Below are 25,266 nucleotides of genomic sequence, written 5' to 3'. Positions count from 1 at the left end.
AGTAATACCCCCAATAGATTTACTGACACTGCAATATGGTAATGTACACATTGTAGTGCTTTTGTTATTTCTATCCCACTACGGTATGGACTATAACTTCACTTGCTCCAGCAATTTTTCCGGTGAAATATTTCTATCATAGATTAATTGATGAAATTTGCTCAATTTATCCAATAAACTTATCAGTGTTATTTTTTCGCTATAGGTCAAATCACCTGAAACAATCTGTGTAGCATGACGTATTTTCCCCATTTGTCGATCCAATGCCGATAAGCCATCTTCCGTGATATAAAGCACCTTACTTCTCCGGTCCAGTTTTGAATCTTGTTGACCGATCCATCTTTGTTTGATCAAACGGTTTATAATAGCCATGCCGGCTGGCTTTTCATGAATATTCCTTCTGATCAACTCCATTTTTGTCATCTCGCCAAAGGATCGTAGGGTAATAAGGTATATAAACTCTTCTTGTGTGGAAAAATCAGATTCCCAAATAGCAGCCTTTGAATAACTTTTTGCAAACCTATTCATATGCACTATTAATGTGCTGATTACACTCTCTGGACTACGCCCATTTTCCTTACCGTCCCAATTAGGCTCGACTAGAACATCGGTTTCCTTTGTTACTATCCAACGTTTAAATCCATCAGCGTCAGTGCTGTAGATTCCATCTACGTTTTCCTGTTCAAATTCTTCAACTAATACAATGATTTCTTTTAAAAGCTGATATTTCATACACTTTATTTAGAACATAAATATACTATATTTGTTTTAATTATTTTAAAAAAGAATATTTTTAGAATAAAATTAAACCAAAAGAAATCTCTATTTGAGTGGTAATTTTGACAAACTGCATCCCATATCGGGCTGTGCTTTGAGAATAAGAAGACCTAGGTGGCAAATTTATAATCATGTTTATTATAAATCGTGCAACATTTTTTCTATGAGTTCGACTAACCTATAGTCATTAACTACAAACAATTGTCATCAGGCTTTAATACAAGCAACTTAAATATATGAATATCTTAAAAAAAATTGCCCTAGTTCTCCCAAATCTCTTGTTTTTTGCTATCTCTCATGCTTCATGTAACACGACTAAGATTTCTCTTATTGATTCAACCTTTATTCTTACGGGCAAAGTAATCGATTCTATTACCACAGATCCCGTTCATTTAGTTTCAATATACCTGATGGATCATCAAAGTAGCAGCACCCCTGTCAAAACAGTGGTGACAAATGAAAGCGGAGACTTCCAATTAACCTATAGTCAGCGCTCATTTTACCTAAAAATCAACCACCTTGGCTTTCAGCCTCAGATAAAAAGAATCGAGACGCCGAGCGGGAGCAATATAGATATCGGTACTATAAGGCTTCATAAGATTGACAATAAACTTGAGGAGGTTGCGGTTTCTTCCAAGAGACCTACCTTGGAGCTAATTACCGGTGGGTATAGATTTAATGCGGAAAACAATATATTAGGCAATAGTACAAATATAGCAGAACTGCTCAAGCAGGTACCGGGATTAACCGTTGATGAAATGGAAGGCAAATTACAATTGCTCGGAAAGGGGGCTACTGTATTGATAAATGGTCGAAAAGTCAATTTGGGTGGTCAGGATTTATTGAACTACCTGAAATCTCTACCGAGCAACGAGGTCTTGTCTGTTAATGTGCTTACCAGTCCAGGCGCAGCATATGATTCCGCAGGAGACGGAGGTGTGTTAGATATCAGACTTAAGAAAAATTCCAATCTGGGCTTCTTTGGGTCGGCAAGTACAAGTGTTTCTACCCTTTGGGGAACGGACCAATCGCTTAATTTAAATCTCAAAAAAAGTAAGTTTGAAATTTCATTGGGTTATAATTTTTCATATGGTGAAAATTTGCATAAACGAAACGATCTTATAAAAAACTATTTCTTACCTGATTCTAGTTATCTCTATAGACAAGAGCAGGTTAGTGAAAGATCCCAAAGGACACATTCCATGAAAATCAATACACTTTATAATATAGATTCAACAAGTACACTCTCTTTTAATTATTGGTACGCCAGCTTTTATGGTAAATTTCCAAATGAACGAGACGCCACGATCTATAATCGGAAAGATGAATTTCAAAGGCAGCTTAAACAGCGGGACTTCATGTTTTTAGACAATAATTTCCATATCGTCGATTTGATCTACGACAAAGATTTTAAAAAGAAAAACAAGCTTTCGATCGGCATGAATTACGCTAAATACTCGAATGAGAATAACACTTCATTCTGGAGAAAGGCATATGATTTTTCTAACACGGAAATAAATTCCTCAGAAAATGATAGCAGAAATTTTATTATTAAGAGACCATATGAAATCTGGACCTTCAATACAGATTACAAAACTAACATTGGAAGGAGTATAGATCTAAAATTTGGTGTAAAATATGCCCGTGCAAATACAGAAAGCTTCTTTAAGAATCTAACCACAGATGGAAATATCGTCGGAGGAGAAGCAAATATTGAAGATAGGGTTCAATATAACGAAAATATACTTGCTGCTTATTCTTCTCTGAGTGGTAAATATAAACACTTCTCCTTCGATGTAGGCTTGCGACTAGAATCATTCGATTATAAATTACGATCCCTTTCAACTGACGAACAGATTAAAAACAACTATCTTAATCTATTTCCCAACTTTAATGTACGATATGATTTCGAGGACCTTAAAAACAGCATTACTTTATCGGGGAACAGAAGAATCGAACGACCAGGTTATAACATGCTCAATCCATTTGCGGTGACCAATAATCCCATCTATTTTACCAACGGCAACACACAGTTGAAGCCATATTTTGCAAATAGACTAGATCTGCAATATTCACATAAGTGGAATACCAACCACTCACTGATCTTTTCTTTATATGGAAACTCCTCGAAGAATATGTTTACCTATATCTCAAGATATAATGAGGAGGTTGGAAGTCCAGAGTTTAACTATTATAATGATTATAATCTAAACCAAATTGGAGGTTATGTCATGTCGCAAAACAAATTTGGAAGCAGCGTGAATGTCAGTACATATTTATCGGCCCAACGACCGACTTTCAGATCGAATAATACAGAAGATATTTTGTTACCTGGGATTGTCAACTTTAGTGGGTCGATCAACACCTTTATTAATATTCTGCCAAAGACTACTGTTCAAATATTCGGCTTTTATGCTTCGAAAAGAAATAGTTTTCAAATGCAATATCGGGCAACAGGATATATCACGACGGGTTTACAACAAAAAGTGCTTCGGGACAAGCTAAATATATCCCTGACGATTGAGGATATTTTCAACTTACAAAAAGCACCTATTTCCATTTTAGGCAATGTGATTAGCATTGAAACAGTGAATAAATTGAAGTCACGCTATGCAAAATTGAGTTTCAGTTACAATTTCGGAAAGACCTTCTCCGCAAAACAGACCAAAAAGCTGGAAAAAGATTCGAGGATAGATTAATCCATCAATACGTTAATCGTCAAAGATGATTCGTGGAAGCATAGCGCTGGATATAATTAAGTTTAGAAAATAGCTTAAATACAGATAGACCTCAAAATACTGCGAATTTAAAACGAATCCATACGAATTGAAATTCGCATGAAAATCTGAAAAGCGTTGTTTTAACTTAGTCCGATAAACATGTGAAAGAGAACGTTAATTATGAATGAGACTATCATAGAATTCGATAACAAAAAACGTCTGAAATTAGCGCTATTTGGCTTGCTGTTGACGATAGCGGCTTTGGCATTTGCTTACTATATTTTCTTTGTCGCTGAAAAAATAAGAATTTTCCCTGGAGCATTGATGTTGACCTTAGGGGGCTTAGGATGTTATTGTCTAATTGGCGGAGTAAAAAGTCTATTTGTTAAAGATCGGACTGGCCTAATATTGAACGCAAATGGCATTCGATATAATGGTACGCCAGTAGGAATAAAGGCTGGGACTGTAAAATGGACTGCTATTCAATCTGTCTCGACAGGAATGGCCCATGGCGTCCATTTTGTTTTTTTGAAGCTACACCATCCCGAAAATTATATGCAGCAGTTCTCTCCACAAGTACAACAACATGTACTCGAAAATGGAATAGCCGTTTCGGCAGATCAACTGTCGCTTAATTTCAATACACTCAAAAAATTGATAGAAGAGTATTATGAGCGGTATAAGCGATAATAAGAGGGAAAAGACTGGCCGAGAAACGAAATTTCATAGTCGGTTTAAAGATTATTTTTTGAATTTCATTCCAGTTCCAATACTTAAGACAAGAAAACTACTCAACCATAAAAAATAACCTGGTCCAAGTGATGTTATGGGTGATTCGGAGCCGGATTCGCTAATCATAATTTTGTCCATTTGCAGGAATACAAGTGCGATCACGCAGGGAACGAGACTTATAAAAACAGCTTGTTTCCTGTTCCGATTTAAGAAAAGACAAACAGAAAACAGATAGATCGGATTGGCACACCAAAATAAGAATGGTATGATTGCTCCGCCCAGAGGGCCCATCCATCCCATTAAAAAGATGCCCAAACTCCCAACCTCTTCAGGTTGGGTTCCTCCTCGATCGACAAAAAACGCAGGCATAGTCAAGGAGCTAATCAACAATATTATGCTCAAAAGAATTGCTCCCTTTTCAAGCGGAGACAAAAAATTAAGCGAATTATTGATTTTCTCAAACATATTTCATTATCCTTTTTGGGAGCTGTAATTGTTTTTAGATTAAAAATCCCTTGATATCAAAAAAAAAACAAATCTATATTTCTAAGATATTATTTTTTTTATCCTATTCAAAGCTCTTTTTCAACGCGCTAAATCGCAAAGCAGGTGACAAGAAATATGGTCACAAACAAGCCCCTATAAAATCTTACAGGGGCTTGTTTCTATTAATCGTATCAAATTGTTGTATTACAAATCCAGTTGAATACCTAAATTCGCTATTGTTCCACTTCCTTTTACATAATAACGGCCTTCATTTGTAGCTCCCCTCACCTCCGCGTGCAGTGGAAAGTAATCATTATTAAGGATATTATTAACTGAAAAAATGAACGCCAGATTCTTTAATTTGTAGCGTGTTTGGAAATCCATCAGACCATAGCCCGAAATCGGATATTTGCCATAATTATATTCAGAAGGTTGAAACACATCGCGTTTCCCCAAATGTAAATACTGCAGATAGACATTCCACCGATCTGTCAATTTGAAATCTGCATTGATATTTACTTTAAAAGGTGAAATAATGGAGTTGTCCAATTTATCCTTATATTTTCCCTCATTTTTCAAATCTTGCCTACCATCCATATACCCGAGTATAGTACCAAACTTCAACCAGTCAACAGGGGTTACATCCACTACAAATTCCAAACCATAAATACGTTGAGGCACTTGAATCAGTTCATAATTACCTGGCGTTGAAGTTTCTGCGAAAGTACTACCCTTTTTGGAAGAGCTATAGTACCCTGTCAATTGGTAACTTAACATAGCATAGGTTCCATTTAGCCCCAACTCAAAATTATTGACAACTACAGGCTTCGGATCAATTTGACTCAAAGGCACTCCATTCCGTAATACAAGTCCTACATCGCCGATAGAATACCCTTGTGAAAATGATACAAAGGGCTGCAGGTATTTTAATTTATTGTACCTTCCTGCCAAGTTGAATACAAATGCGTTTGAGTTGCTCTTATCTCCAGGAGTGACTTTCCCTGCTTTTGTTAGATCTCCTACCTTGAAATCCAAGTTTTCGTATCGCACACCACCTTTTAAGATCCAATATTCAGCCAGGTTAAACTTACTTTGAAGGTATAGGGCGCCACTTTTCATATTCATGTCGGGTGTCACTAATCCATCGTCCAACGTTTTTTGAACCGTGTGATCCTTTAAAAGATCTACTCCATAAATTAAAGTTACCTTATTGCTGTTGGATAGATTAAAGGGCGTACTAAAATTTAGTCTGGCTCCCTTATGATCAGAATATGTTTGGTTGTAGCTTTCAAATACCGTGTTCATATCTTCATAATACAGACTCATATTTGCTGAGGTTCTACCAAAGTTACCATCATACTTTACATGAAAAGCTTTATTGTAAGGTGTCCCACCATTAATCACTGTATCTGAAGGTATACCTATAGCAGGTTTACTGCCAAACTCCCCCTTAGTACCGACATATTTACTATCCTGAACACTTCTATAATAGTTACCCATAAGTTCAACACGATGATTATCGTTAATCTGATAACCAATCTTCGCTAAGGCATTATAACTTTTTGTCTCGCCCAGGCCATAAAATGGACTTACAATGGTACCATCGGAGCTACGTACGACACCTGTTCGCGCAATCTTTCCTTGCACAACATAATCAAACTTGTCTTTCGATCCAGAAAATACTTGTGCCAAATTATACCCATATGTTTCATCTGGTCTGACCAAACTTAGGGAATTATTTAAAGAGGTTGAAGAATGAAAACTCCTGTCTGTCTTTGGCTTCTTTGTTATGTAATTAATTATACCACCGGCGGCGCCATTTCCATACATTGCAGAAGCACCATTGATGACCTCAATATGGTCAATTGCGCTAGCGTCTATCGTCTTCATATCTCTTCCGCCATTTCTTAAAGGAGTAGATTGAGGAATTCCATCAATAAGTACCAAAAAATTCCGACCACGTATTTTAGCAATAAAATTGTTTTGGCTTTCCTCACTGGGAGAGATACTTGGCACTTTCTGCATTAAAATATTGGGTAGGTTGTCATTTATCAGACGCTGATCTTCTAAGGTCTTACCTCCGATATAGGTAATTGATGATGGCACTTCGTCAATACTTTCAGCCAGTCGGCTCGCCGTTACGACAACTTCATTCAAATGATTACTTGTTTGCTCCATGACAAAGTCTGGGAGCTCGAGGGTTTCCCTTTCCAGTGCGATCTGCGATTTGATTTCTTGAAAACCAATATGCTTTACGGTGATGGAGTGAATTCCTTTAGGAATCTTTGAAAAAATAAAATTCCCTTCATTATCAGTCTTGGCGCTATTTATCCCGTCAATATTGATATACACATTGGACAAACCTTTCCCTTCTGAATTTTTCACCTTGCCCTTAATTGTCCCCGATTCTTGATCATTACCATTTTTCTTAACAGCAATCGGTCTTTCCCTGGAAAAACTTATTGCTGGAATTATGGAAAAACTTAAAACCAATAGACTGCTCGCCAATGTTGTTTTTGGGGTAATAAACCAAGATCTTGTTGTTGTTTTCACGTGTTGAAGGTATTTAAAAAATCACTCGTCCTGTCCGCATATTGATATCTGTTTATTTCCAAACCTTTCTATCTGGGAAAGCCTGTTCTGAAAAAGAGATAATTACTATTTAGACTAATTATTATTAACGGCAAATATAGTAAAGTTAGGAAATACTTAAAGCTAAAAATTTAGAATAATAAGCGATCAAATATCTCGAGCGATTATTCTTTTAGAATGCAATAATGATAATAGCAGAAATGAACCTTAATGTACATTATGTTTTACGCTTGTTGTACTCCATTTTTTGCTGCTTCAACAGCCCCTAACTTTATCAAACAAAAGAAAACAGGTTCCTCTAGGTTATATTTCATGACATACCGGAACCATTGTCATTATTAAAAAATTAGTATTAACATTTTAAATCTTAAAATCATGGCACTTACAACAAGGATCAACGCGGACGATGTAGCATTTTTACTGATCGATCACCAAAGTGGACTATTCCAGACCGTAAAAGATATTGAAGTACCTACATTAAGAAGTAATGTAGTCGCTCTTTCACAGGTCGCCGCTATTGAAAACATTCCTGTTATTACAACTGCTTCAGAACCAAAGGGGCCGAATGGTCCATTGATGCCAGAAATCCACGAAAATGCATCACATGCACAATATGTCGGACGTACGGGTGAGGTAAATGCCTGGGATACTCCAGCATTTGTTGAAGCTGTCAAAGCAACTGGTAAGAAAAAATTGGTTATTGCGGGTGTATTAACAAGTGTTTGTGTGGCGTTTCCTGCCATTTCAGCAATTTCTGAAGGTTATGAAGTTTTTGCTGTCATTGACGCTTCAGGTGATATGAGCCCATTATCGACACAAGTAACAATTTCTCGATTACAGTTGGCAGGCGTTATCCCCATTACGACCACAGCTGTAATTAGCGAAATATTAAAAAGTTGGAAACATACTGACGCTGCGAAATATGCACATGCACTTTCCTTGGTGATGCCTAATTATCAAGCTTTAATAGAAAGCTATTATAAAGCACAGGAAGTCGCACTAGAAAGCAAATAAGTATTTTTATTTTGTATAACCATCTGCGCGATCGCTTTTACATAAGTTCATCCCGTAGATTACCTTCCGCTTTCCTTGAAAAAATAAAGGACAAATGGGCTGTAGCAAAACAGGTGTATCCTCCATCGTCTAAACCTTTAACATCGTCAGCATGTTTCTAGCCCGTTGCTTAATGGTTATTATTTCGTTGAAAAACAAAATATATAATGATTCCACTCATGCAAATTAAAATGGATCCCAGAAAAAATGGCACTCCCGAAAATTGAAATAGCGCTTTATCCTGTGTAAAATAGTAGAATGAATTTGTCATTATAGGAGGTCCAATAATAGATGTTGCACTTACCAAACTTGCCAACGCTCCCTGAAGTTCACCTTGTTCATTTGAAGGAATACTCTTGCTAATAATGGATTGCAGTGCGGGTCCACAGATTCCGCCTAAGGAATATGGGATAAGGAAAACAAACATCATCCATCCTTCACTAGCAAATGCGAATAGCATAAGACCGATCGCATAAAAGAGTAATCCAAAATATACACTTTTCTCGTCGCCTAATTTAGGGTTTACCCATCTTATTAGAAACCCTTGTACTAATCCAAGCAATAATCCGAGCAACCCCAGTGATAAGCCAACCGTCCGTTCTGTCCAACTAAACTTATACATGGTAAAGAAATGCCAATTACTCTGCACGGCGTGAAGAGCGATATAGACCAAAATCAAGGCAACAACAAGGCGCGCTATTTTCGATTGTTTTTTCAGAAAATTAAATGTTCCAATGGGATTCGCACGTTTCCAATCAAATGGTCGTCGTTTATCCTTATCTAAACTTTCCGGCAGAAAAAACAGCCCATAAAGAAAATTCACTAGGCATAATAAAGCGGCGGCATAAAAGGGTACTCGAGCTCCGTAATATCCAAGTAAACCACCGATTATCGGGCCCAAGATAAACCCCAAGCCAAAAGCTGCGCCTATTAAACCAAAATTTTTGGTTCTATCTTCATCCGTGGATATATCAGCGATGTATGCACTAGCGGTTGAAATACTAGCCCCAGTTAGCCCAGCAATGATTCTTCCCAAAAAGAGCCAACTGATAGATGGCGCCAATGCTAATAATATATAGTCGATGGCAAATCCAAAAAGAGAAATTAAGATAATTGGGCGTCTACCATATTTATCACTGAGATTGCCCACTATAGGCGCACATATAAATTGCGTAATAGCATATGCAAAGCCGAGCCATCCTCCATATTTTGCTGCTTCGCTAAGGTCTCCATGAATAAGTTCTGCAATGAGTTTAGGAACAACTGGAAGTATAATGCCCCAACCTGTAATATCAATCAACAGGGTAATAAATATAAACCCGATAGCTGTTTTTTTTCCTGTATTTTTCATGCTGTAAAATTAAACAGACGAGAAAAGGAGCTATTGACAATTTAATGGTGTTTACGTACCATTTGAAAGCTAAGTCTACTTGAAAATCTGTAAATGCCTTCGATAGTTAAACGAATACCATCTATCACTCGTTTCGATAAGTTGTTGGTGACAAACCAACAATTCGTTTGAAGTATCTGCAAAAGACGCTTGTTTCTTCAAAATGAAGTTCATTACTGATTTCTTTGATTGATAAATTAGAAGATTTTAATAATGTTTTAGCATGTAGAATTGTGATATGATCAATCCATTGTAATGCCGATCTTCCAGTTTTCTGTTTGAGGAAAGTTGAAAGATATTGAGGTGTTAAATGTAGTTTTTCAGCGTAAAATACAACACTTCTTTGTTGCCCGGCATACTTTGAAACAAGCAGATAAAATTCATCGATAATCTCATGCGTACGGCTTTTTACCAAATTTTTGTTATTTGGTAATTTAGAATAGACTTCAGAAATCATACTAACTAGCACCATGACGAGATGCCGTAGCATTTGTGTCTTATTGGGACTTGCTTTTTTATGGTAGAAGTTTTGTATAAGGGTCAATAATTCATTTTGGAGTTTAATTTCTTCCGATTGAAGTCTAATAATTGGCTGCCATCTTATTTGATTGTTCATTACAAACTCCCGTAGAACAGGAAATTCTGTAATGAAATCCAATGAAAGACCGATTGTTATAATTTCAGCATCTTCACTCAATGATTTCGTGTCGATCATCAATTGTGGCTGCAAAATAGCAATGTCCCCTTTATTTACTTCATATTCTAAGAAATGGATTTGAGATTTCATAGATCCCTGTACCATAAAACCTAATAATAATCCATCAAATATGCGGCTATGACTTGTATACTTCTTCCCAGGGCCATGTCGTTGATTAAGAATAACTATGCCTTCCGTCTTTTTTGAAAGGTCAAGATTATACAATTGATAGACATTATCCAAAGTTATTAATAGAGCCATGTTCAAATGTCGTTAAAAAAACAGCATAACATGTGTTTTTCATCACTTTTACCATTTTCCCAAGGGAATCAACGTCCTAAGTCGTAGAAATTGAAAAAAAGCCGTTATACTAATGTAAAACGGCTTTTTTTTGTAAGTTTTCTTATCAAGTTACAAAATTATGAAACGATTCTATTTAGATATTGTTCTTCAATAAAGAATAATATTATATGGAAGACCTATTATATTCGGTAGCTATTAGCGTAATGATTGTTTGGGCGGTTACTTTTGTGGGCGGATTCATAACAGAAGATTTTATTCATATTCTTTTAATTATTGCAGCCATAGCATTTATATTTCGCGCAATAAAGGGTATTAGTAATTCTAAGGTGCACCAACCTCAACAGTAAGTCAAAGCTATTAGTAAACAAATAGACCGGCAGTAAAAATGATAATCCCAAACCAATTAAATCAAAATCAATGGTACGATAGGCATACGAAGAAGAGCGACTTCGACTCCTGTCAAAGAATTTTGGAGGCTTTATGTGGCCACACGAAAATGAGGTATGGCATGATACGCAGGAAAATTGGCCGTAAATGGGGGAATTGGTGCGTTTATGACTATCATTCTCAGAAGATCGTCAATAAAAACAGTGAAAACTACGTTAAAATATATCAGGAAATAAGGAAAGGTTTCTCACCTATTTACATTGACGATAGCGAGCAATGCTCTGTCGACGAATGGACACAAGTTCTTCATGAATTCGGTTTAAAAAGCTATATCTCTTATCCGATTATTAACAAAAATAATTCTATTGTTGGACATTTGAGTTTCATGAATGCGGAACCCGTACACTTCGACCCAATTAAATTGGAGACGTTGCTCCCTGTTTGCAGTGATTTGATTGCAATAGATTTTAAAACTGCAATTGAACGTAGAAATACGAGAAGAAAATTAGAACAGGAACTTAGTTATTCCAAAAACAGAGAACTCGTTTTGTCGTCCTTGGCCCATGACTTAAATAATCCCGTCAGCATCGTAAAAGTGATATCGCAATATCTTGGCGCAAACATTAAAGATGAAAGCCAAAAAAACTTAATAAAGAAAATAGAGGAGGCTTCATCACGGGTAAAAGGTGTGATAGATGACATTTTAGATTTCAGTAGTATCCGTCTTCAAGACAGGCTAATTAGAATTAATGATCATTACCGCATGGATTCATTGATTAAGCAAATCTTATCGGAATTTGAAGTATTACACAATAGAGCACTAATCGCCAACATCAACCTTCCAGTTGATATACCCTGTGATCATCAGAAAATGGGGCGGGCTTTCGCTAATTTAATTGGAAATGCTATAAAACATGGTAATCCTCATGAAAATATCGAAATAAATGCATGCATTCAAAAAGAAAATTTCATTTTTAGTGTTACAAATGAAGTCGCCTATCCTCAATATTCAGATCTTACAGATCTATTTAAGCCTTTCGTAAAAGGAGTCAATAGTAATGGGCTCGGATTAGGATTATTTATTGTGAGTGAAATAGTAAAAATTCATAAGGGAAAAATAGTCGTAAATTTAAAGGACAATAAAATTACTTTTAACCTGATGATCCCCATAGATTCAGCTACAGTTGTTCAATAATAAAGTATAGACAATGATTTCAGCGAGAATTAGTTTTCGCTGAGATACTTTATTCAACAGAAAAAGGGTGTGCTAATCACACCCTTAGTCTTATCAGGTATGTTGGGTATTGGGTACCGGTGCGTGTTCTTCAATAAGTTTATCATGTTTTAACTCTCTCCAAAAGTCGGCGGGAATTTTGGCCTTAAAGGAATCTGCATTTTGCACGGCCTGCTCAGCGGTATGTGCTCCGGGTATAACACCGGACACTGCTTCGGGAGCCGCTGCAAATTGCAATGCTGCTGTACGGAGATCCACAGCGTGATTTTCCGCGACCTGTTGCAGAGCATTTAGCTTTTCTTTAACACCGGCAGGAAACTTCCCATCATAGAGATAACGGTCTTTACCCGATAAAAATCCAGCACATAATGGAGCTCCTACAATAATGGAAATATCTCTTTCAGCAACTTTCGGGAAAACCTGATTCAGTTCATCGTCATGTTTTATCAATGAATACTGGCAGGCCGAAAGAAAAATATCTGGATCGGCAACTTCCAATGTCTGTAAGATAGGAGTAACGGTATTAACTCCCAGTCCCCAACCTTTAATAACTCCTTCTTCTCGCATCTTAGTCAATTCGGGCATTGCTCCATGAATAGCTTGCTCAAAATAATGTGTATAGCTGTCTTTCATATCTCCATTGTCAGGTGAAAGGTCATGAATAAATACCATATCAATGGAAGATAATCCCAAGCGCTGCAGACTATCTTCAATACTTCTTCTCACTCCTGCAGCACTATAATCATATTGGTAAGCAAAATTTAATTTTCCTTTCCATAACGATTGTTCCATTTTAAAATCCTCCTGCGGCAACATTAATCGGCCTACTTTTGTTGACAACGTAAAACTTTCTCTAGGCTGATCTTTTAAAAATAAGCCCATCCTACGTTCACTGATACCCAAACCATACCATGGCGAGGTATCAAACAATCTTATCCCTGCATTCCAGGCGGCTTCGACTGCCTTTAAGCATTCGACATCTGAGTTGTGCTGAAATCCATTTCCCAATGCCACTCCGCCAAATCCAGCTTTGTTGGTGGGACGGAATCTTTTCTTTTGTATTAAATTTTCGGCTGTTACCATCTTATATTGTTTTAGTACTCCCTATTATTTATGTTCGCTCGTCTGCCTTGCCGCAAGTTCATCATGTGCTGTAAGATCAAGACGTAAAGGTGTAATAGAGACCAAATTGTGTTCTACTGCCCAGCGATCAGTCCCCTTTTCAGCTGGTTCTAATGGCACCACTGTGATCCAATAGTTTTTCCTTCCCATGGGATCCTGTCCAGGAACCACACTGCCATCATATAAACGTACTGATTGTCTTGTCCAGGAAAGCCCTTCGGGTTTGGGTGGAAAATTCACATTATAAAGAGCAGGGCCCTTATTTTTCAGTAATATCTTGAGTACCTCTATTGTCCACCGAGATAGCCCTTCAAAATCAGGTTCTGTCTTTCCAACAGGTGTACTCAATGCAATACCAGTAATCCCGAGCAATGTGGCCTGCTTCGCCGCAGCCAATGTTCCTGAGTGCCACATTGAATTGCCTAGGTTTGGGCCCATATTAATACCTGAAAGCACAACCTGCGTATCTGGAAACATATGTAAACCCAAGGCCACACAATCTGCCGGCGTGCCATTGACCCTAAAGGCCTCAATATCTGCAAAAGTAACAGGCGCACGCCGATAGCTTAGGGGGCGTGAATGCGTAATAGCATGCCCCATTGACGACTGCTCAACATCGGGGGCAACAATCTTAACCGTTCCAAACTCTTTCGCCGTCTGTGCCAGTGCCGCAATCCCCGGTGAATAGATACCATCGTCATTGGTGATAAGTATATTCATAGCTGTCCTTTTCTATGAAAACCAATCTCAAGCATGCTTTGTTCTGCTGTTATGAAAGAACATGGCAAAAACATAAGGTTAGTACACAATCCTGCTGCTGGGGATGACTCGAATGGAGACAAAGACGAACTATGTCAATTGATTGAAGATCTTGGCCACAATTGCACTGTAGTAACAAAAAAAGATGCTGTCAAAAAGATCGACCCACAGACAGATATCATCGCCTTGGCCGGCGGTGATGGTACCATAAGAATGACCGTTATGGGTCTACTGGAAAAAAAGCTAAGATTTAAGAGGCCGATCGCCATATTACCACAAGGCACGGCAAACAATATTGCTATTTCTCTTGGTATTCCGCTAGACTGTGAAAAAGCTATTGGTCTATGGAGAAACTCTCTACTTAAAAAATTCGATGTAGGGATCGTCATAGGATTAGAAAGAAAGCCCCTATATTTTATTGAATCTATCGGTTTTGGGGTATTTCCTATACTAATGAAAAAAATGGATAAAAAAAACACGGAAGATCTTAGTGCAGAAGATGAAATCAAAACTGCACTAAGACAGCTCCGCAAGCTGGTGGAAACATTCCCCGCTACCACACTGAGACTTACAGTGGCTGGAAATAACTATGAAAAAGAGTGCATACTAGTTGAGATCATGAATATACCAAGCATCGGACCGAGGCTAGTGCTTGCTGCTGATGCTGATCCTGGAGATGGACAGTTTGATATCATCATTGTCACTGTCGATCAACGTCAGGAACTTATAAGCTATATCGATGGACTATTGAATGGAACCGACGTCGAATTTAAAATAATACCTATCCGGGCTAGTCGATTGTCGATGGAATGGGAAGGCAAAGAAATACACATCGATGATGAGCGCAAGAGTTACTTCGGCCAACAATTGAAGCTTACCTTGCTGGAAGGTATAGTTGAAATTATCACAGGCAATAAATAAGATACGATTTCAGCCAACGATAATGGTTCGAAAAATGTTCTCTTTAAAAAAACGAGTTAAAATGAACGGATCAAAAAACATAAACCATAAACTAGGCATGGTGCTCCTTCTCATGATTGCTATCCCAAATCCAGATCCACGTGAGCCAAGCCCAAACTTGTCCGAGTCACAGGAAGAGGAAGCTTCTAAAGAAGAAGAAGAGGGCCCTAACACCAATCTATCTGGTCTCAAAGACGATCGCACCCATAACGAGGAGGAAGCACAAGCCGAACAGAAAGAAAAAGATGACGAAGATAAGCCTGACCTTTCTGGTGACATCAATGTTTAGATCATAGCAAAATCATCTTATATCTTTACGTTTGGGCACATACCTCTCGGCATCGAAACATCGCAGTCAACAATAATATTAAGTGAAACATCGCAGTCAACAATAATATTAAGTCCCTTAACCTTTTCGAGGTGGGAAGAAAAACAGTTTTGGATTTATTTTAAAATAGATCCAAACAGCCTTTCCCATTTTAATCAATTCTTTCGACGATAGATTTCGCGAGCGGAAGGCTAACATCAAGGATAGCGAAAAGCTGACCACAAAATTAAAGAACCCTATAATTCCAATCCCTAAAATGCCCCAAACCCATATGTCGGTAGAGAGCTCCATCCCATGACCAAATAAGCCCAAGGCCAAATTTCCACTGGCAAATGTAATATGCCTAATGTCAAGATTTAAACCTAAAAAAAGTCCGATGGAAGCTGTTGAACCCATAAAGATCCCGAACCACACGTTAGACACGATTCCTGCCCATTTTTTTTCATAAAACGAAGCTATTTTGTTTGTTTTTGCTTGTCCAAATATCTTTTTCAACATGGGGTGTTCCTGAATACGATAATATACGGAGTTATGCTTGTCCCTATTTGAAATACTGCCGGCAATAATTCCGGAAAGAAATAAAAAAACACCTGCAATAGAGGCATGCAAGACCAAGGGCGTCTTTATCGGATTGAGGTCATTGACCAGATGTAACCACTTGGCACTCGCGATATTGACCTGAAACAATTGTTGAATCACCCAAACAAGAAAAAGACTCATCGGAAAAGCCATCAAAACATTACCAACAAAAGCAATAAACTGAGACCGAAATAATCGCGCAAATAATTCAGCAAATATCCAATATCGATGCTTGTTAGTCGCCTGTTCGGCAATCCCCTGCTCAATTGCGTTGACCAATGCTGAAGCTGTCATTGCAGGTTGTTTGGTGGCTAAGGTAGCACCAAAGAGATAAATTAACGTAAAGCCAATAGCATAATTCAGGCTATATAAAAATGCATGACCAAACTCACTGCTGTGTACGTTACCTAATAATAATTTAACGATACACATTACGCCCACAATGAGGCCGCCACCACAGGCAGAACGGAACATTTTCCAATATTCCTGCCGACTTGAAGTAATATAATGTTCTCCAGTCTGTGCAGTATGATGAGTAATCTCGTACGCTAAAAGCTGTGTACTCTGCCCTACCAATTTGCGAATATTGCTTTTTCGGGAATTGTAACCAATAAGGGTCATTGCTAGTGCAATCGTCTTTTCCTTTTTTTCTTCCGGATTATCAATCACTAAAAAAAGTAAGATTTCTCGGATCCTTTCAAGTTGCTGCCGCATGCGCAAAAGTGATTGATTAACCTTTATGGAAATTCCGAAACGATGTGAATTATCGAAGGCAGTTTCAATATACGATTCGCACTGCTTATGAAGTACCAAAATTTGTTTATAAGACAGATCATCCGAGGAGATAAACTTATCATCCGATTGCAAAATACGGTCATTCAATTCGGTGAATTCCCGCATAATGGCTATAAATGGACTATCAAAATTTTGAAACTCAGGTACCATCTTGTTTACATCCGTTTCCATTGCACGCCCCGTAATACGTTGAACCAACAGTTCCAATCCATACAATATTTCGATCATTCCAAAACCAGTTTCGTCATCATAAATTGTTTCGAATCTACATAAACGAAACAGTTCATCGACCTGCTCTTGCGAAATCGTAACAATCCAATCAGCATCACGAGGTTTATAAAAAACCTGATTTAATATATATTGCAAAGTAGACTTGGGTGGCTGAAAAGGTAAGTATCGCTCGGTGATCCTTTTTTTAAGTTCGTAAAAAAAATCCGCATAGCTGATAATTCCTGTATCTGAAATCAACTGATCAAAATCTTTACTAGCCAGAATTCTTTTTAAATAAAGCTGAAAGCATTCCAGCTCCTCGGGTGCGGCATTGAGATAGTCCAGTAAAAATTGAATATCGATCTGATAAAGCAGATTGGTATGCTTGGGACGAATGATATCCACTAGTAGAACCAAAAAATCGACACTTACATCAGCAGAGTCTTCTAATTGAGTTTTATATCGTATAAACAAACTGCTTACCTGCTGCTCTCTATCCTGTTCTTTTTTCATAAATTATAAAATCCCTGATTTAGATACCAAATTTAGGTACATTTTGTTTTTTTAATCTAAAAGAATAACACGCCACATTGTGTCAAATAGCCACTTGAATAGATGATTTTGATCATTTTGCTTCCCTTTGCATTTTCATAATTTTATAGCTAAGAAACTATAAATCAAAAATTAAGCCCAACATAACAGACAAAAATGAAAAACTACGATAAAGTGAAGTCCGCAAAATTATGTTACGAACATATCGGCGGAAAACTCGGCCAGCTCTTATTGGAGGTGTTAATAACAAAAGGTTGGCTAGCAAAAACAGATCCCAGCGATAGACACCTCTATATTACTGAACTTGGAGAATCCCAATTGACAGCATTCGGCATTGACCTATCACAAATCAAATCGTAACCATCATGAACTTACTCTTAGATTACGACAATTTCTTTCTACCAGCACAGGACCTGGAGAGCGCCAAGGAATTTTATGGAAATCAACTTGGTCTTGAAACTAAATTCGATTTTTCGGATAAGGGAATGATTGCGTTCAAAATAGGCAACAATGAACCTGCAATCATTCTTAGTGCAGTACAACATAACAAACCGACTATTTGGTTTACCGTTGCCGATGTGAAAGCTACATGTGAATATTTAAAGGAAAAAGGAGTTGTATTTTTAAGCGAGCCCTTTGAGATCATGACGGGGTCAGCGGTTGAATTTAATGATCCATTCGGAAATAAACTCGGAATAACAGATTATTCCAAATCAAATAAAGTTTAATGAGTATTGTTTAAATTGTCTTATTATGATCTAGCCAGCGCTTAACGGCAATGAGCTACGGCTGTCCACGATATTTCTTAGACTGTAAAGTTTAATGGAATATATCGTATCTTGCTATCCAATTTTAAACCAAATATCACTTCAATGCGAAGAATTATCTATTCAATAGTAGCTACCGGTCTTATTTTTACAGGATGCGCAGGAATGAAAGGTCAGGGCGATAATAATGGCTGGAAATCCTTGTTTAACGGAAAGGACATCAATGATTGGTTTGTCAAAATTCATCATCATGATGTTGGTGTGAACTACGGAAATACTTTTAGAGTTGAAGATGGAATGATTAAGGTCAGATATGATCAGTATGATGATTTTAATGATCAATTTGGCCATTTGTATTATAAAACACCCTTTTCTTATTATCATTTAAAATTTGAATATCGATTTGTAGGCGAGCTCCATAAAGGTGCCCCCTCCTATACACTTCGTAATAGCGGCGTTATGTTTCATTCGCAGGATCCCAGAACAATGTTGAAAGAACAGGATTGGCCCATTTCTGTCGAAATGCAACTTTTGGGAGGACTGAGCGATGGTCAGCCCCGCCCAACAGGCAATATGTGTTCTCCTGGAACCAATGTGGTCTATCAGGGCAAAATAGCTTCCTCACATTGTTTAAATTCTACTTCGAAGACCTATGATGGTGATCAATGGGTTAAAGGGGAGTTGATTGTATTAGGAGATTCGTTAATCAAACATATCATTAACGGAGATACCGTACTAGAATATTCAAGACCTCAGATTGGAGGTGGAACAGCCAATGGATATGACCCCAAAATTAAGATCGATGGTAAGTTGCTCAGCAGTGGATTTATTGCATTACAGAGTGAAGGTCAACCTGTAGATTTTAAAAATATATGGATTAAGGAACTACCTAAACCAAAGAAGTGATCACTTTTTACGCAAATATTTCCTTAGCCAGATGATGACTGTCCTCCTATCCTGTACATTATATTTCGCCATGGCTTCTTCAAGCCACAACTCGCCATTAACAATTGCGTTGATCACATCCGTCTTCACTTCTTTTGTAAATCGGGGTCTAACTTTATTATTTTCGTTCATTAAATTGGTTTTTATAACTGGCTATTCAGAAAGCTCATATTGCGTTAAGGTCAGTTGAAGATTGAAAACTTCAAGGTTTCCATAAATTTCAAACACAAAGAACTAACACAATCTCGCTTTTTTAATTAACGATATGGGAACATAACAGGTCACTATGATTATAAAAAGCAACCTGTAAAACAGGTCGCTTTTATCGCTATTTAAACGAAATCCAAAATTCTAATTAAATAGCTCATTAATCATCATAAGAACGCGATGTTAATTTCTTACACAACGCACATTTTTCATCTGTGTCTCGATCAAGTCTATGCCAATGACAGATATGTTAAGTAGATTTGCTGTCAGATCCGCACTATTGTTCCCGAAGATTCCTTTTTCACCGTGGTAATACCACGCACCCAAACCAAGTAGTCCTCCAATTTTAATACCCGAGGAACCGGTCCAGATTTCTGCGCGAGTTCCGAAATTGCCCAGGTTGATCTGTACAAGACCATTCACCACAGCGAAAGAGGTACTGCCCCCATTGAAGTTGAAGTGAAGTTTGTTATTTGGATATGGTGCGCCTGTTCCACTTGCGTTATATTCAAAATAACCTCTACCGTTACTTGTCCCGTATGTCGGACTCTGACCACCGATTCCCAAAAAGCCGGTCAGCTTCCGAAAATCACTTTCACTAGCTTGGCGCCACACACCTTTAGGGTACACTTCGTTACAAGGATCACTATTGACGCCAAATCGATCAGGCACTAGCCCTTTGAATGAAAAGTAAGTATTTCTGGCATTTGAATGTGCATAGGTATGGTGAAAACGATATGGATTATGCCCTGCCTGATAGTAAATATTCTGTCTCGCCCATCTTACTCCGTCCACAGTTAAAGGTGATTCTAACAAATTGACCAATAGACGATGGCTGTTTCCTAATACCGGTGTAATATTGAAAGTAAAATTCGCTGGAGTCGATGAGAATTGGCGCGTTGAATTATCATCTATTTTCAATGCCAAATTTGAGACATTTACTTTTATCCCACCAGATACCGCTGCAGGGTCTGCAGTATACACATAAGCGATTTTTGCATCTTGGTAAGACGGGTCAATATCCGCAAAACTTGAAAAGGCTATTTCTTGATCAGCAGAAATTAGGTTAGAAAGTGTACCGTTACCAACATCAATTGTGGCAGTTTTTATTCCTGCGATCTCTACCTTAGCGCCGGTCATATTAGCGAACATCCCCATCGAGTTCAGTTCTACCGCCAAACGGGCAAATTTATGTTTAAATAAAATGTTGATCGGAACATTTACATTTGCTCCTCCCGTGGGCACAGCAACCTCACCCGCTGCATACAACACATCTTTTCCAGCTGGAAGCGCAATCGTTGTATTGCCCGTATTGATGTTAGGGATATCTTCACCATTATTGTAAGATAAAGCTACCCATTTGTAGGTTTGGCCTTGCGTCACATCAATTGCTCCTTGACTCCCTGTTGTAAATTGCGTAGAAGATACCAGTTGGCTGCCGTCTTGTGAAAACAAGAATAAACGATAAGTAATGCCATTGTCCATCGCGGCGGCACGTGCCCCATGTGCAGATGTTGCTGCAGCCTTAGTGGTAAACTGGGCCGCCTTAAATGGAACATTATTATCAATTTCAATCAATGCATCAAATTCTGGAAACTCCAATAGTTTTGGACCATTCAAACTGGTCGAATTTGTACTGGCTTTACCTTTGACAGATGCTGTCTGCTGCGTCTCATCTATACCCGATACTTTGAGAACCAGCTTCGTTCCATCCAGTTTTGTTCCTTCTTCAGTCTGATCAATACGACCATCTTCCTTAGAACATCCAAAGAATGTAACCGTACTTCCCAACAATAGGGCAATAGATGTAACGGTCCAACTTAAACGCTTTAAACGTGATATTTTCATAAAATTGTTAATTTAAATAAATAGATGTTAGTTTATAAATCGCCGTTACCTTCGCCTCCAGAACCATTTCCCCAATCGCCAACACCAGGATTTGGACTTCCTGTACCGCCCGAACCTGCAGCAATCCCTTGTTCCAGCTCAATTGTTTGCACCTCCATAATAGGTGCTTCGTAGGTTTTCTTTTCTTTTTTCATTTTTTTGAAATTTGGTTTAATTACATCGATACTTAATTGAATTAAGCCTAAAAATGACCTAAACAACATCGTCGATAATATTTACGCAAACTTATATATGAAAAAGAAAAATATTTAAAAACAAAGACTACATTTTGACCACAAACGTGACTACAATTTGACCACACAAAACATAAAAACCTAACAAACAAACAGATAATAACATCAAAAATCGATATGATTCGACACAAACCAAGTCCAAAACAATAAAATAAAACCCTAAAAAACAGACAAATAAACAACAAAGGAAAAATAAAGAAACACAAAATCAAGCAAATTAACCCAAACAAACAACATGTTAGCGCTAGCGGAAAGCAACAAAAAATATATCCTAAAAAATGGATAACAGCGTATCATCTCGGTCTAAACCAGACTTTGTAAATAGGCCTCGAGATCCACTTCTTTTTCTAATTTCAACTTTTGCTTTATTCGATACTTCGTCACACGAACACTTTTGGGTTCAATATGAAATGCAGTCGCAATATCAAGTGTACTGTGCTGGAGGTACATATATGCGCAATGCTTTAATTCGAGTGCAGTGATCTTGTTTTCAGACAACAGTCTTAGTTTTAGAAAAAAATCAGGGTTGATGGCTTGAAATTCGCGAATAGGTTGTCCCGTCACTTCATCAAATCGCAGTTCATCTTTTATCATCCGTTCAAATACCCCCACATTTTCATTGCCTTCTGTTTCTACAAGTACGACCTTCAAATGATCAAGTAGTTTATTTTTACGTTCGATCTGTAATGCATCAAATAGCGCTGCCTTTTGCATCTGTTCATTCTGTGATTGTAGTACTTGTATTTGAGAAAGCAATTTCATTCGATCATCTTTTTGATAGCCGAGTTCACCATTCAGACGGTTTTCTAAATCTTCATTCCGCATTCTTAGTTTTATACATTCATCTGTCTGCGCTTTATGTTTTATTCTGAAGAAAAAACTTAACGTAAGAATCATAAGAAATAGGATGACACTCATACTTCCCCAAAATATACTATGATATTGTCGATGTTTAAGGTCTCTCTCAATTGTGTTCAACACTTCAACAATTTCAGTTCCCTGTCCATTTTGACTTAATTGAATATCCTTAGTCCCGCTCCCTAACAATCCTTTCGTTCTCCATTGATAAGTCACATGCAATAACGGCGTAACATATGCTTTACCTAAATATGTTCTTTCCAACGAATAAAAGAGCTTTTTTTTCATCTTTATGGCATATACTGGAATATATCCAGACCTTGTAATATCTCTAGAAATTTTTTGATTAAAAAATAAACCCTTTACCATGATAAGACCTTTCATTATTAAGTTTCTTGATTTCAAATAAGATTCGCATAAACAGCTTTTGATCCATGTAAACGACCGATAAATGGTGTACAACAACAAATTGAGTATGTATATCGTGTTACTTTTCGGTAGGCACCTTTCATTGGCGGTTGATTTATGGCTGAAATCTTTCTCTAACAAATAAGCCAAAAATTCAAAACTTAATCAAGGGTTAAAAGGCTTCAATTTGACCACAAAAACATACCAAAACGACAACAAATCGACTACAACAAGCTACAAATTCGTAACTCAGAATATAAAACAATCAATTGCAACATGACACACGCGCTGTACAAGAACATCGTTAATTAAAATATTTTCGGTCCTTACTTCAATAGCACTCTCCCATTTTCTCAAAATTTCGAAGACAGAAATAATGCCATAACCTATCACTCTTGTAGCTAAACAACTACAACTATATCCTCTAAAATCATTCGACTCGAGCTCGTAACTGTTCCTGTCATATTGCGTCTATTATCAGGATGTTGTTTCTTTTTTGATAGCGTGAGGACTAGTAAAAATAGTGTGATTCAAAAGCTTTTTTAGCAAAAAGAAATAGTAAATCAGAAGAAATAGTCGTGAACTAGCTCGATTTTTTACGGTAATTAAATTTACTGTTCTGCTAGCAGGTGTCTCAAAAAAATTAAAACCGAAACAGAACGACAATGATTTACTATTTTTAAAGTAATAAGCACACAAAAAAAAAATAACAATCTGATAGGGATATGGATAAAATCACGAAAAAAGAAATTGCAGAAGCAGAGAACCAACTTTTCTTGGCGCAGCTCGCCAGTAATGTAGACGGTCTTAATCTCCTCCTATATGACGACCTTGTTGCTGTAGCACCTGATGGTCAAATGTTAACGAAAGAAATGGATCTAAATGCACACCGATCAAAGGCTATGATTATTGAAAATGCTTCAACAGAAATTAATGAGATCAGAATAATTGGGGATACCGCGCTTTCCGTTACTACGATGACGGCAAAAGGCAAGGTAATGGGAACACCATTAGAAGGAAAATTTAGATATTTTAGGGTATGGAAACGCATTGACAACACGCTAAAAGTCATTGGTGCCAGTTTTATGCAATTGCCTTAATAAGGGAACGGAAAACTGAAAATTCGGTTTTCTAATTTTGTCGTTGTAAATTTATATAGATGGGTATAATAAATAATAAATCTAGGATTATATGCAAGGCAAAAATGAAAAAATATACTTTTTTTCTGGCTTGTATTTTACTTTGCTTTTTTATTTCTTGTCGAAATATTGGCAAACCGATTGATAAACAAAAATCTGGTTCTTACTTCATCGATTCAAAAGGGCAGATAGCTTATTGTCAGAATGGAAATTGGTTTAGCTTGGGCATTTCACAAATGCAGGCTGATGCAAAATCATTTGAAGTGTTGTCAGAAGATATAGCTAAAGACAAAAATGCGGTATATTTTCGTGGCACGACTCAAAAACTTGTGGATAAGAATTCCTTTTACGTCGATAATCAGATTCCAAAAGATCGTTTTCATGTCTATTATATCGATCAGGCCCTAGGCTTTAATATCATCCAGGGAGCAGATCCAAAAACATATGAGCTCGTAAAGGATCATATAAACTGGGCACGCGACAAGGACCATTACTTCTACAGTAATGACATGATAAAGGCAGATCGGAAAACCTTTTCGTTCGTCAATGACTATTTTTTAATGGATAAAGATTCAGTTTATGTCTCTCCGAATATAGGTACCTTTAAAGCAGTTGTTGCTAACTCCGGAAACATTGAAGCCATAAACAAATATTACATGAGAATTGGCAATACTATTTATTACCCACCATTTCAGCAGGGATCAGATGTAATAACGAGGTCTTTTAAGACCATTGATAAAATTCGTGTACTTGATCAGGATCATATTAGTGTTGACAACAAAACAATCCTATTCAGGGGAAAAAGCTTCAGATATGAACAGGTAGATGCTCCTTCCTTTGCGTTATTCCCGATTGATGAAAAGAATGATGTGTATGGAAGCAACTCCTATTCAAAAGACAAGAATAATGTGTATTATAATCAGGAAATAATTCCAGATGCCGATATTAAAACGTTTATACCTTTAGGTCACGATTTCGGAAAAGATGCAAAAAATGTCTTTTATCAAAAACAGCTGCTTGAAGGAGTAGATGCAAATAGTTTTAAGAAGGACGGTGATTTTTATAAAGACAATCGGGGCAATAAATTCAGCGGCCTTACAGGAAATAAAATCTAATCAGCATTCT

Annotated in this window: 24 protein-coding genes; 12 read left to right on the top strand and 12 right to left on the bottom strand. The window is 37.4% G+C overall.

Features of this window, described 5'->3' with window-relative positions; all coding sequences use genetic code 11:
- Nucleotides 1-90: 90 nt before the first annotated feature.
- Nucleotides 91-732, bottom strand: a complete 642-nt coding sequence (locus tag A9970_RS22170) for a MarR family winged helix-turn-helix transcriptional regulator (protein ID WP_182330958.1) — start codon at nucleotides 730-732, stop codon at nucleotides 91-93.
- 281 nt (nucleotides 733-1,013) lie between these two features.
- Between A9970_RS22170 and A9970_RS22165 the strand changes: the two genes are divergently transcribed.
- Both A9970_RS22165 and A9970_RS22160 read left to right on the top strand, forming a co-directional pair.
- Nucleotides 1,014-3,476, top strand: coding sequence for an outer membrane beta-barrel protein (locus tag A9970_RS22165; protein WP_182983736.1), 2,463 nt, complete (start codon nucleotides 1,014-1,016; stop codon nucleotides 3,474-3,476).
- A 201-nt stretch (nucleotides 3,477-3,677) separates the two neighbouring features.
- Entirely contained in the window at nucleotides 3,678-4,187 is a 510-nt protein-coding gene (locus tag A9970_RS22160) for an STM3941 family protein (RefSeq protein WP_182983735.1), read from the top strand.
- Nucleotides 4,188-4,238: 51 nt separating this feature from the next.
- Here A9970_RS22160 and A9970_RS22155 read toward each other — a convergent pair whose 3' ends face one another.
- Together A9970_RS22155 and A9970_RS22150 are read right to left on the bottom strand one after the other, a co-directional pair.
- Complete coding sequence (locus A9970_RS22155; RefSeq protein WP_182983734.1) at nucleotides 4,239-4,694, bottom strand: hypothetical protein; 456 nt, start codon at nucleotides 4,692-4,694, stop codon at nucleotides 4,239-4,241.
- A gap of 225 nt (nucleotides 4,695-4,919) precedes the next feature.
- Nucleotides 4,920-7,268, bottom strand: coding sequence for a TonB-dependent receptor (locus A9970_RS22150; protein WP_182983733.1), 2,349 nt, complete (start codon nucleotides 7,266-7,268; stop codon nucleotides 4,920-4,922).
- Nucleotides 7,269-7,682: 414 nt separating this feature from the next.
- On the opposite strand from A9970_RS22150, the gene A9970_RS22145 reads away from it, so the two are divergent.
- On the top strand, nucleotides 7,683-8,321 hold the full coding sequence (locus tag A9970_RS22145; RefSeq protein WP_182983732.1) for an isochorismatase family protein: 639 nt from the start codon (nucleotides 7,683-7,685) through the stop codon (nucleotides 8,319-8,321).
- A 169-nt stretch (nucleotides 8,322-8,490) separates the two neighbouring features.
- Here A9970_RS22145 and A9970_RS22140 read toward each other — a convergent pair whose 3' ends face one another.
- Nucleotides 8,491-9,711, bottom strand: a complete 1,221-nt coding sequence (locus A9970_RS22140; protein ID WP_182983731.1) for a TCR/Tet family MFS transporter — start codon at nucleotides 9,709-9,711, stop codon at nucleotides 8,491-8,493.
- Between the two features lie 124 nt (nucleotides 9,712-9,835).
- Nucleotides 9,836-10,708: an AraC family transcriptional regulator gene (locus A9970_RS22135; protein WP_182983730.1), complete on the bottom strand. Its 873-nt coding sequence runs from the start codon at nucleotides 10,706-10,708 to the stop codon at nucleotides 9,836-9,838.
- 209 nt (nucleotides 10,709-10,917) lie between these two features.
- Between A9970_RS22135 and A9970_RS22130 the strand changes: the two genes are divergently transcribed.
- The gene (locus A9970_RS22130) at nucleotides 10,918-11,097 is read left to right on the top strand and encodes a lmo0937 family membrane protein (RefSeq protein WP_075993737.1); all 180 of its coding nucleotides are present in this window, start codon (nucleotides 10,918-10,920) and stop codon (nucleotides 11,095-11,097) included.
- A 38-nt stretch (nucleotides 11,098-11,135) separates the two neighbouring features.
- Complete coding sequence (locus A9970_RS22125; protein WP_182983729.1) at nucleotides 11,136-12,332, top strand: GAF domain-containing sensor histidine kinase; 1,197 nt, start codon at nucleotides 11,136-11,138, stop codon at nucleotides 12,330-12,332.
- 93 nt (nucleotides 12,333-12,425) lie between these two features.
- Here the strand turns inward: A9970_RS22125 and A9970_RS22120 are convergent, their stop codons facing one another.
- Both A9970_RS22120 and surE read right to left on the bottom strand, forming a co-directional pair.
- Entirely contained in the window at nucleotides 12,426-13,454 is a 1,029-nt protein-coding gene (locus A9970_RS22120; protein WP_182983728.1) for an aldo/keto reductase, read from the bottom strand.
- A 24-nt stretch (nucleotides 13,455-13,478) separates the two neighbouring features.
- Nucleotides 13,479-14,213, bottom strand: a complete 735-nt coding sequence (surE, locus tag A9970_RS22115) for a 5'/3'-nucleotidase SurE (RefSeq protein ID WP_182983727.1) — start codon at nucleotides 14,211-14,213, stop codon at nucleotides 13,479-13,481.
- A 51-nt stretch (nucleotides 14,214-14,264) separates the two neighbouring features.
- Between surE and A9970_RS22110 the strand changes: the two genes are divergently transcribed.
- Nucleotides 14,265-15,173, top strand: a complete 909-nt coding sequence (locus A9970_RS22110; RefSeq protein WP_182983726.1) for a diacylglycerol kinase family protein — start codon at nucleotides 14,265-14,267, stop codon at nucleotides 15,171-15,173.
- Nucleotides 15,174-15,270: 97 nt separating this feature from the next.
- On the top strand, nucleotides 15,271-15,501 hold the full coding sequence (locus A9970_RS22105; protein WP_182983725.1) for a hypothetical protein: 231 nt from the start codon (nucleotides 15,271-15,273) through the stop codon (nucleotides 15,499-15,501).
- Between the two features lie 117 nt (nucleotides 15,502-15,618).
- Here the strand turns inward: A9970_RS22105 and A9970_RS22100 are convergent, their stop codons facing one another.
- Nucleotides 15,619-17,637 (bottom strand): recombinase, encoded by a 2,019-nt coding sequence (locus A9970_RS22100; protein ID WP_182983724.1) that lies wholly within the window; start codon nucleotides 17,635-17,637, stop codon nucleotides 15,619-15,621.
- A 195-nt stretch (nucleotides 17,638-17,832) separates the two neighbouring features.
- Here A9970_RS22100 and A9970_RS22095 point away from each other — a divergent pair, with 195 nt between their 5' ends.
- The 3 genes from A9970_RS22095 to A9970_RS22085 all read left to right on the top strand — a co-directional run bounded on the left by A9970_RS22095 (nucleotide 17,833) and on the right by A9970_RS22085 (nucleotide 19,349).
- The gene (locus tag A9970_RS22095; protein WP_182983723.1) at nucleotides 17,833-18,036 is read left to right on the top strand and encodes an ArsR family transcriptional regulator; all 204 of its coding nucleotides are present in this window, start codon (nucleotides 17,833-17,835) and stop codon (nucleotides 18,034-18,036) included.
- 5 nt (nucleotides 18,037-18,041) lie between these two features.
- On the top strand, nucleotides 18,042-18,404 hold the full coding sequence (locus tag A9970_RS22090) for a VOC family protein (RefSeq protein ID WP_182983722.1): 363 nt from the start codon (nucleotides 18,042-18,044) through the stop codon (nucleotides 18,402-18,404).
- Nucleotides 18,405-18,548: 144 nt separating this feature from the next.
- Nucleotides 18,549-19,349, top strand: a complete 801-nt coding sequence (locus A9970_RS22085; RefSeq protein WP_182983721.1) for a DUF1080 domain-containing protein — start codon at nucleotides 18,549-18,551, stop codon at nucleotides 19,347-19,349.
- Here A9970_RS22085 and A9970_RS22080 read toward each other — a convergent pair whose 3' ends face one another.
- The 4 genes from A9970_RS22080 to A9970_RS22065 all read right to left on the bottom strand — a co-directional run bounded on the left by A9970_RS22080 (nucleotide 19,350) and on the right by A9970_RS22065 (nucleotide 22,882).
- Complete coding sequence (locus tag A9970_RS22080; RefSeq protein ID WP_182983720.1) at nucleotides 19,350-19,520, bottom strand: hypothetical protein; 171 nt, start codon at nucleotides 19,518-19,520, stop codon at nucleotides 19,350-19,352.
- Nucleotides 19,521-19,778: 258 nt separating this feature from the next.
- Nucleotides 19,779-21,443 (bottom strand): hypothetical protein, encoded by a 1,665-nt coding sequence (locus tag A9970_RS22075; protein WP_182983719.1) that lies wholly within the window; start codon nucleotides 21,441-21,443, stop codon nucleotides 19,779-19,781.
- A 32-nt stretch (nucleotides 21,444-21,475) separates the two neighbouring features.
- Nucleotides 21,476-21,637: a hypothetical protein gene (locus A9970_RS22070; protein ID WP_182983718.1), complete on the bottom strand. Its 162-nt coding sequence runs from the start codon at nucleotides 21,635-21,637 to the stop codon at nucleotides 21,476-21,478.
- A 402-nt stretch (nucleotides 21,638-22,039) separates the two neighbouring features.
- Nucleotides 22,040-22,882: a hypothetical protein gene (locus A9970_RS22065; protein WP_182983717.1), complete on the bottom strand. Its 843-nt coding sequence runs from the start codon at nucleotides 22,880-22,882 to the stop codon at nucleotides 22,040-22,042.
- Nucleotides 22,883-23,727: 845 nt separating this feature from the next.
- On the opposite strand from A9970_RS22065, the gene A9970_RS22060 reads away from it, so the two are divergent.
- Nucleotides 23,728-24,102 carry a nuclear transport factor 2 family protein gene (locus A9970_RS22060; RefSeq protein WP_182983716.1) on the top strand — a complete coding sequence of 125 codons (375 nt, stop codon included), beginning with the start codon at nucleotides 23,728-23,730 and terminating at the stop codon, nucleotides 24,100-24,102.
- A 104-nt stretch (nucleotides 24,103-24,206) separates the two neighbouring features.
- Entirely contained in the window at nucleotides 24,207-25,256 is a 1,050-nt protein-coding gene (locus A9970_RS22055; protein WP_182983715.1) for a DKNYY domain-containing protein, read from the top strand.
- Nucleotides 25,257-25,266 lie beyond the last annotated feature (10 nt).

It is taken from the genome of Sphingobacterium sp. UME9 (assembly GCF_014170215.1).
In the GTDB taxonomy this organism is placed as follows: Bacteria; Bacteroidota; Bacteroidia; order Sphingobacteriales; family Sphingobacteriaceae; genus Sphingobacterium; species Sphingobacterium paramultivorum.
The sequence above is the reverse complement of the archived record's forward strand: the minus strand, read 5'-3'. Positions and strand labels throughout refer to the sequence as shown.

What these genes read in the sequence shown, in the direction of transcription:
- A9970_RS22170 (WP_182330958.1), bottom strand. Translation starts at nt 732, where the DNA reads ATGAAATATCAGCTTTTAAAAGAAATCATTGTATTAGTTGAAGAATTT.
- A9970_RS22165 (WP_182983736.1), top strand. Translation starts at nt 1,014, where the DNA reads ATGAATATCTTAAAAAAAATTGCCCTAGTTCTCCCAAATCTCTTGTTT.
- A9970_RS22160 (WP_182983735.1), top strand. Translation starts at nt 3,678, where the DNA reads ATGAATGAGACTATCATAGAATTCGATAACAAAAAACGTCTGAAATTA.
- A9970_RS22155 (WP_182983734.1), bottom strand. Translation starts at nt 4,694, where the DNA reads ATGTTTGAGAAAATCAATAATTCGCTTAATTTTTTGTCTCCGCTTGAA.
- A9970_RS22145 (WP_182983732.1), top strand. Translation starts at nt 7,683, where the DNA reads ATGGCACTTACAACAAGGATCAACGCGGACGATGTAGCATTTTTACTG.
- A9970_RS22140 (WP_182983731.1), bottom strand. Translation starts at nt 9,711, where the DNA reads ATGAAAAATACAGGAAAAAAAACAGCTATCGGGTTTATATTTATTACC.
- A9970_RS22135 (WP_182983730.1), bottom strand. Translation starts at nt 10,708, where the DNA reads ATGGCTCTATTAATAACTTTGGATAATGTCTATCAATTGTATAATCTT.
- A9970_RS22130 (WP_075993737.1), top strand. Translation starts at nt 10,918, where the DNA reads ATGGAAGACCTATTATATTCGGTAGCTATTAGCGTAATGATTGTTTGG.
- A9970_RS22125 (WP_182983729.1), top strand. Translation starts at nt 11,136, where the DNA reads ATGATAATCCCAAACCAATTAAATCAAAATCAATGGTACGATAGGCAT.
- A9970_RS22120 (WP_182983728.1), bottom strand. Translation starts at nt 13,454, where the DNA reads ATGGTAACAGCCGAAAATTTAATACAAAAGAAAAGATTCCGTCCCACC.
- surE (WP_182983727.1), bottom strand. Translation starts at nt 14,213, where the DNA reads ATGAATATACTTATCACCAATGACGATGGTATCTATTCACCGGGGATT.
- A9970_RS22110 (WP_182983726.1), top strand. Translation starts at nt 14,265, where the DNA reads ATGAAAGAACATGGCAAAAACATAAGGTTAGTACACAATCCTGCTGCT.
- A9970_RS22105 (WP_182983725.1), top strand. Translation starts at nt 15,271, where the DNA reads ATGGTGCTCCTTCTCATGATTGCTATCCCAAATCCAGATCCACGTGAG.
- A9970_RS22100 (WP_182983724.1), bottom strand. Translation starts at nt 17,637, where the DNA reads ATGAAAAAAGAACAGGATAGAGAGCAGCAGGTAAGCAGTTTGTTTATA.
- A9970_RS22095 (WP_182983723.1), top strand. Translation starts at nt 17,833, where the DNA reads ATGAAAAACTACGATAAAGTGAAGTCCGCAAAATTATGTTACGAACAT.
- A9970_RS22090 (WP_182983722.1), top strand. Translation starts at nt 18,042, where the DNA reads ATGAACTTACTCTTAGATTACGACAATTTCTTTCTACCAGCACAGGAC.
- A9970_RS22085 (WP_182983721.1), top strand. Translation starts at nt 18,549, where the DNA reads ATGCGAAGAATTATCTATTCAATAGTAGCTACCGGTCTTATTTTTACA.
- A9970_RS22080 (WP_182983720.1), bottom strand. Translation starts at nt 19,520, where the DNA reads ATGAACGAAAATAATAAAGTTAGACCCCGATTTACAAAAGAAGTGAAG.
- A9970_RS22075 (WP_182983719.1), bottom strand. Translation starts at nt 21,443, where the DNA reads ATGAAAATATCACGTTTAAAGCGTTTAAGTTGGACCGTTACATCTATT.
- A9970_RS22070 (WP_182983718.1), bottom strand. Translation starts at nt 21,637, where the DNA reads ATGAAAAAAGAAAAGAAAACCTACGAAGCACCTATTATGGAGGTGCAA.
- A9970_RS22065 (WP_182983717.1), bottom strand. Translation starts at nt 22,882, where the DNA reads ATGAAAAAAAAGCTCTTTTATTCGTTGGAAAGAACATATTTAGGTAAA.
- A9970_RS22060 (WP_182983716.1), top strand. Translation starts at nt 23,728, where the DNA reads ATGGATAAAATCACGAAAAAAGAAATTGCAGAAGCAGAGAACCAACTT.
- A9970_RS22055 (WP_182983715.1), top strand. Translation starts at nt 24,207, where the DNA reads ATGAAAAAATATACTTTTTTTCTGGCTTGTATTTTACTTTGCTTTTTT.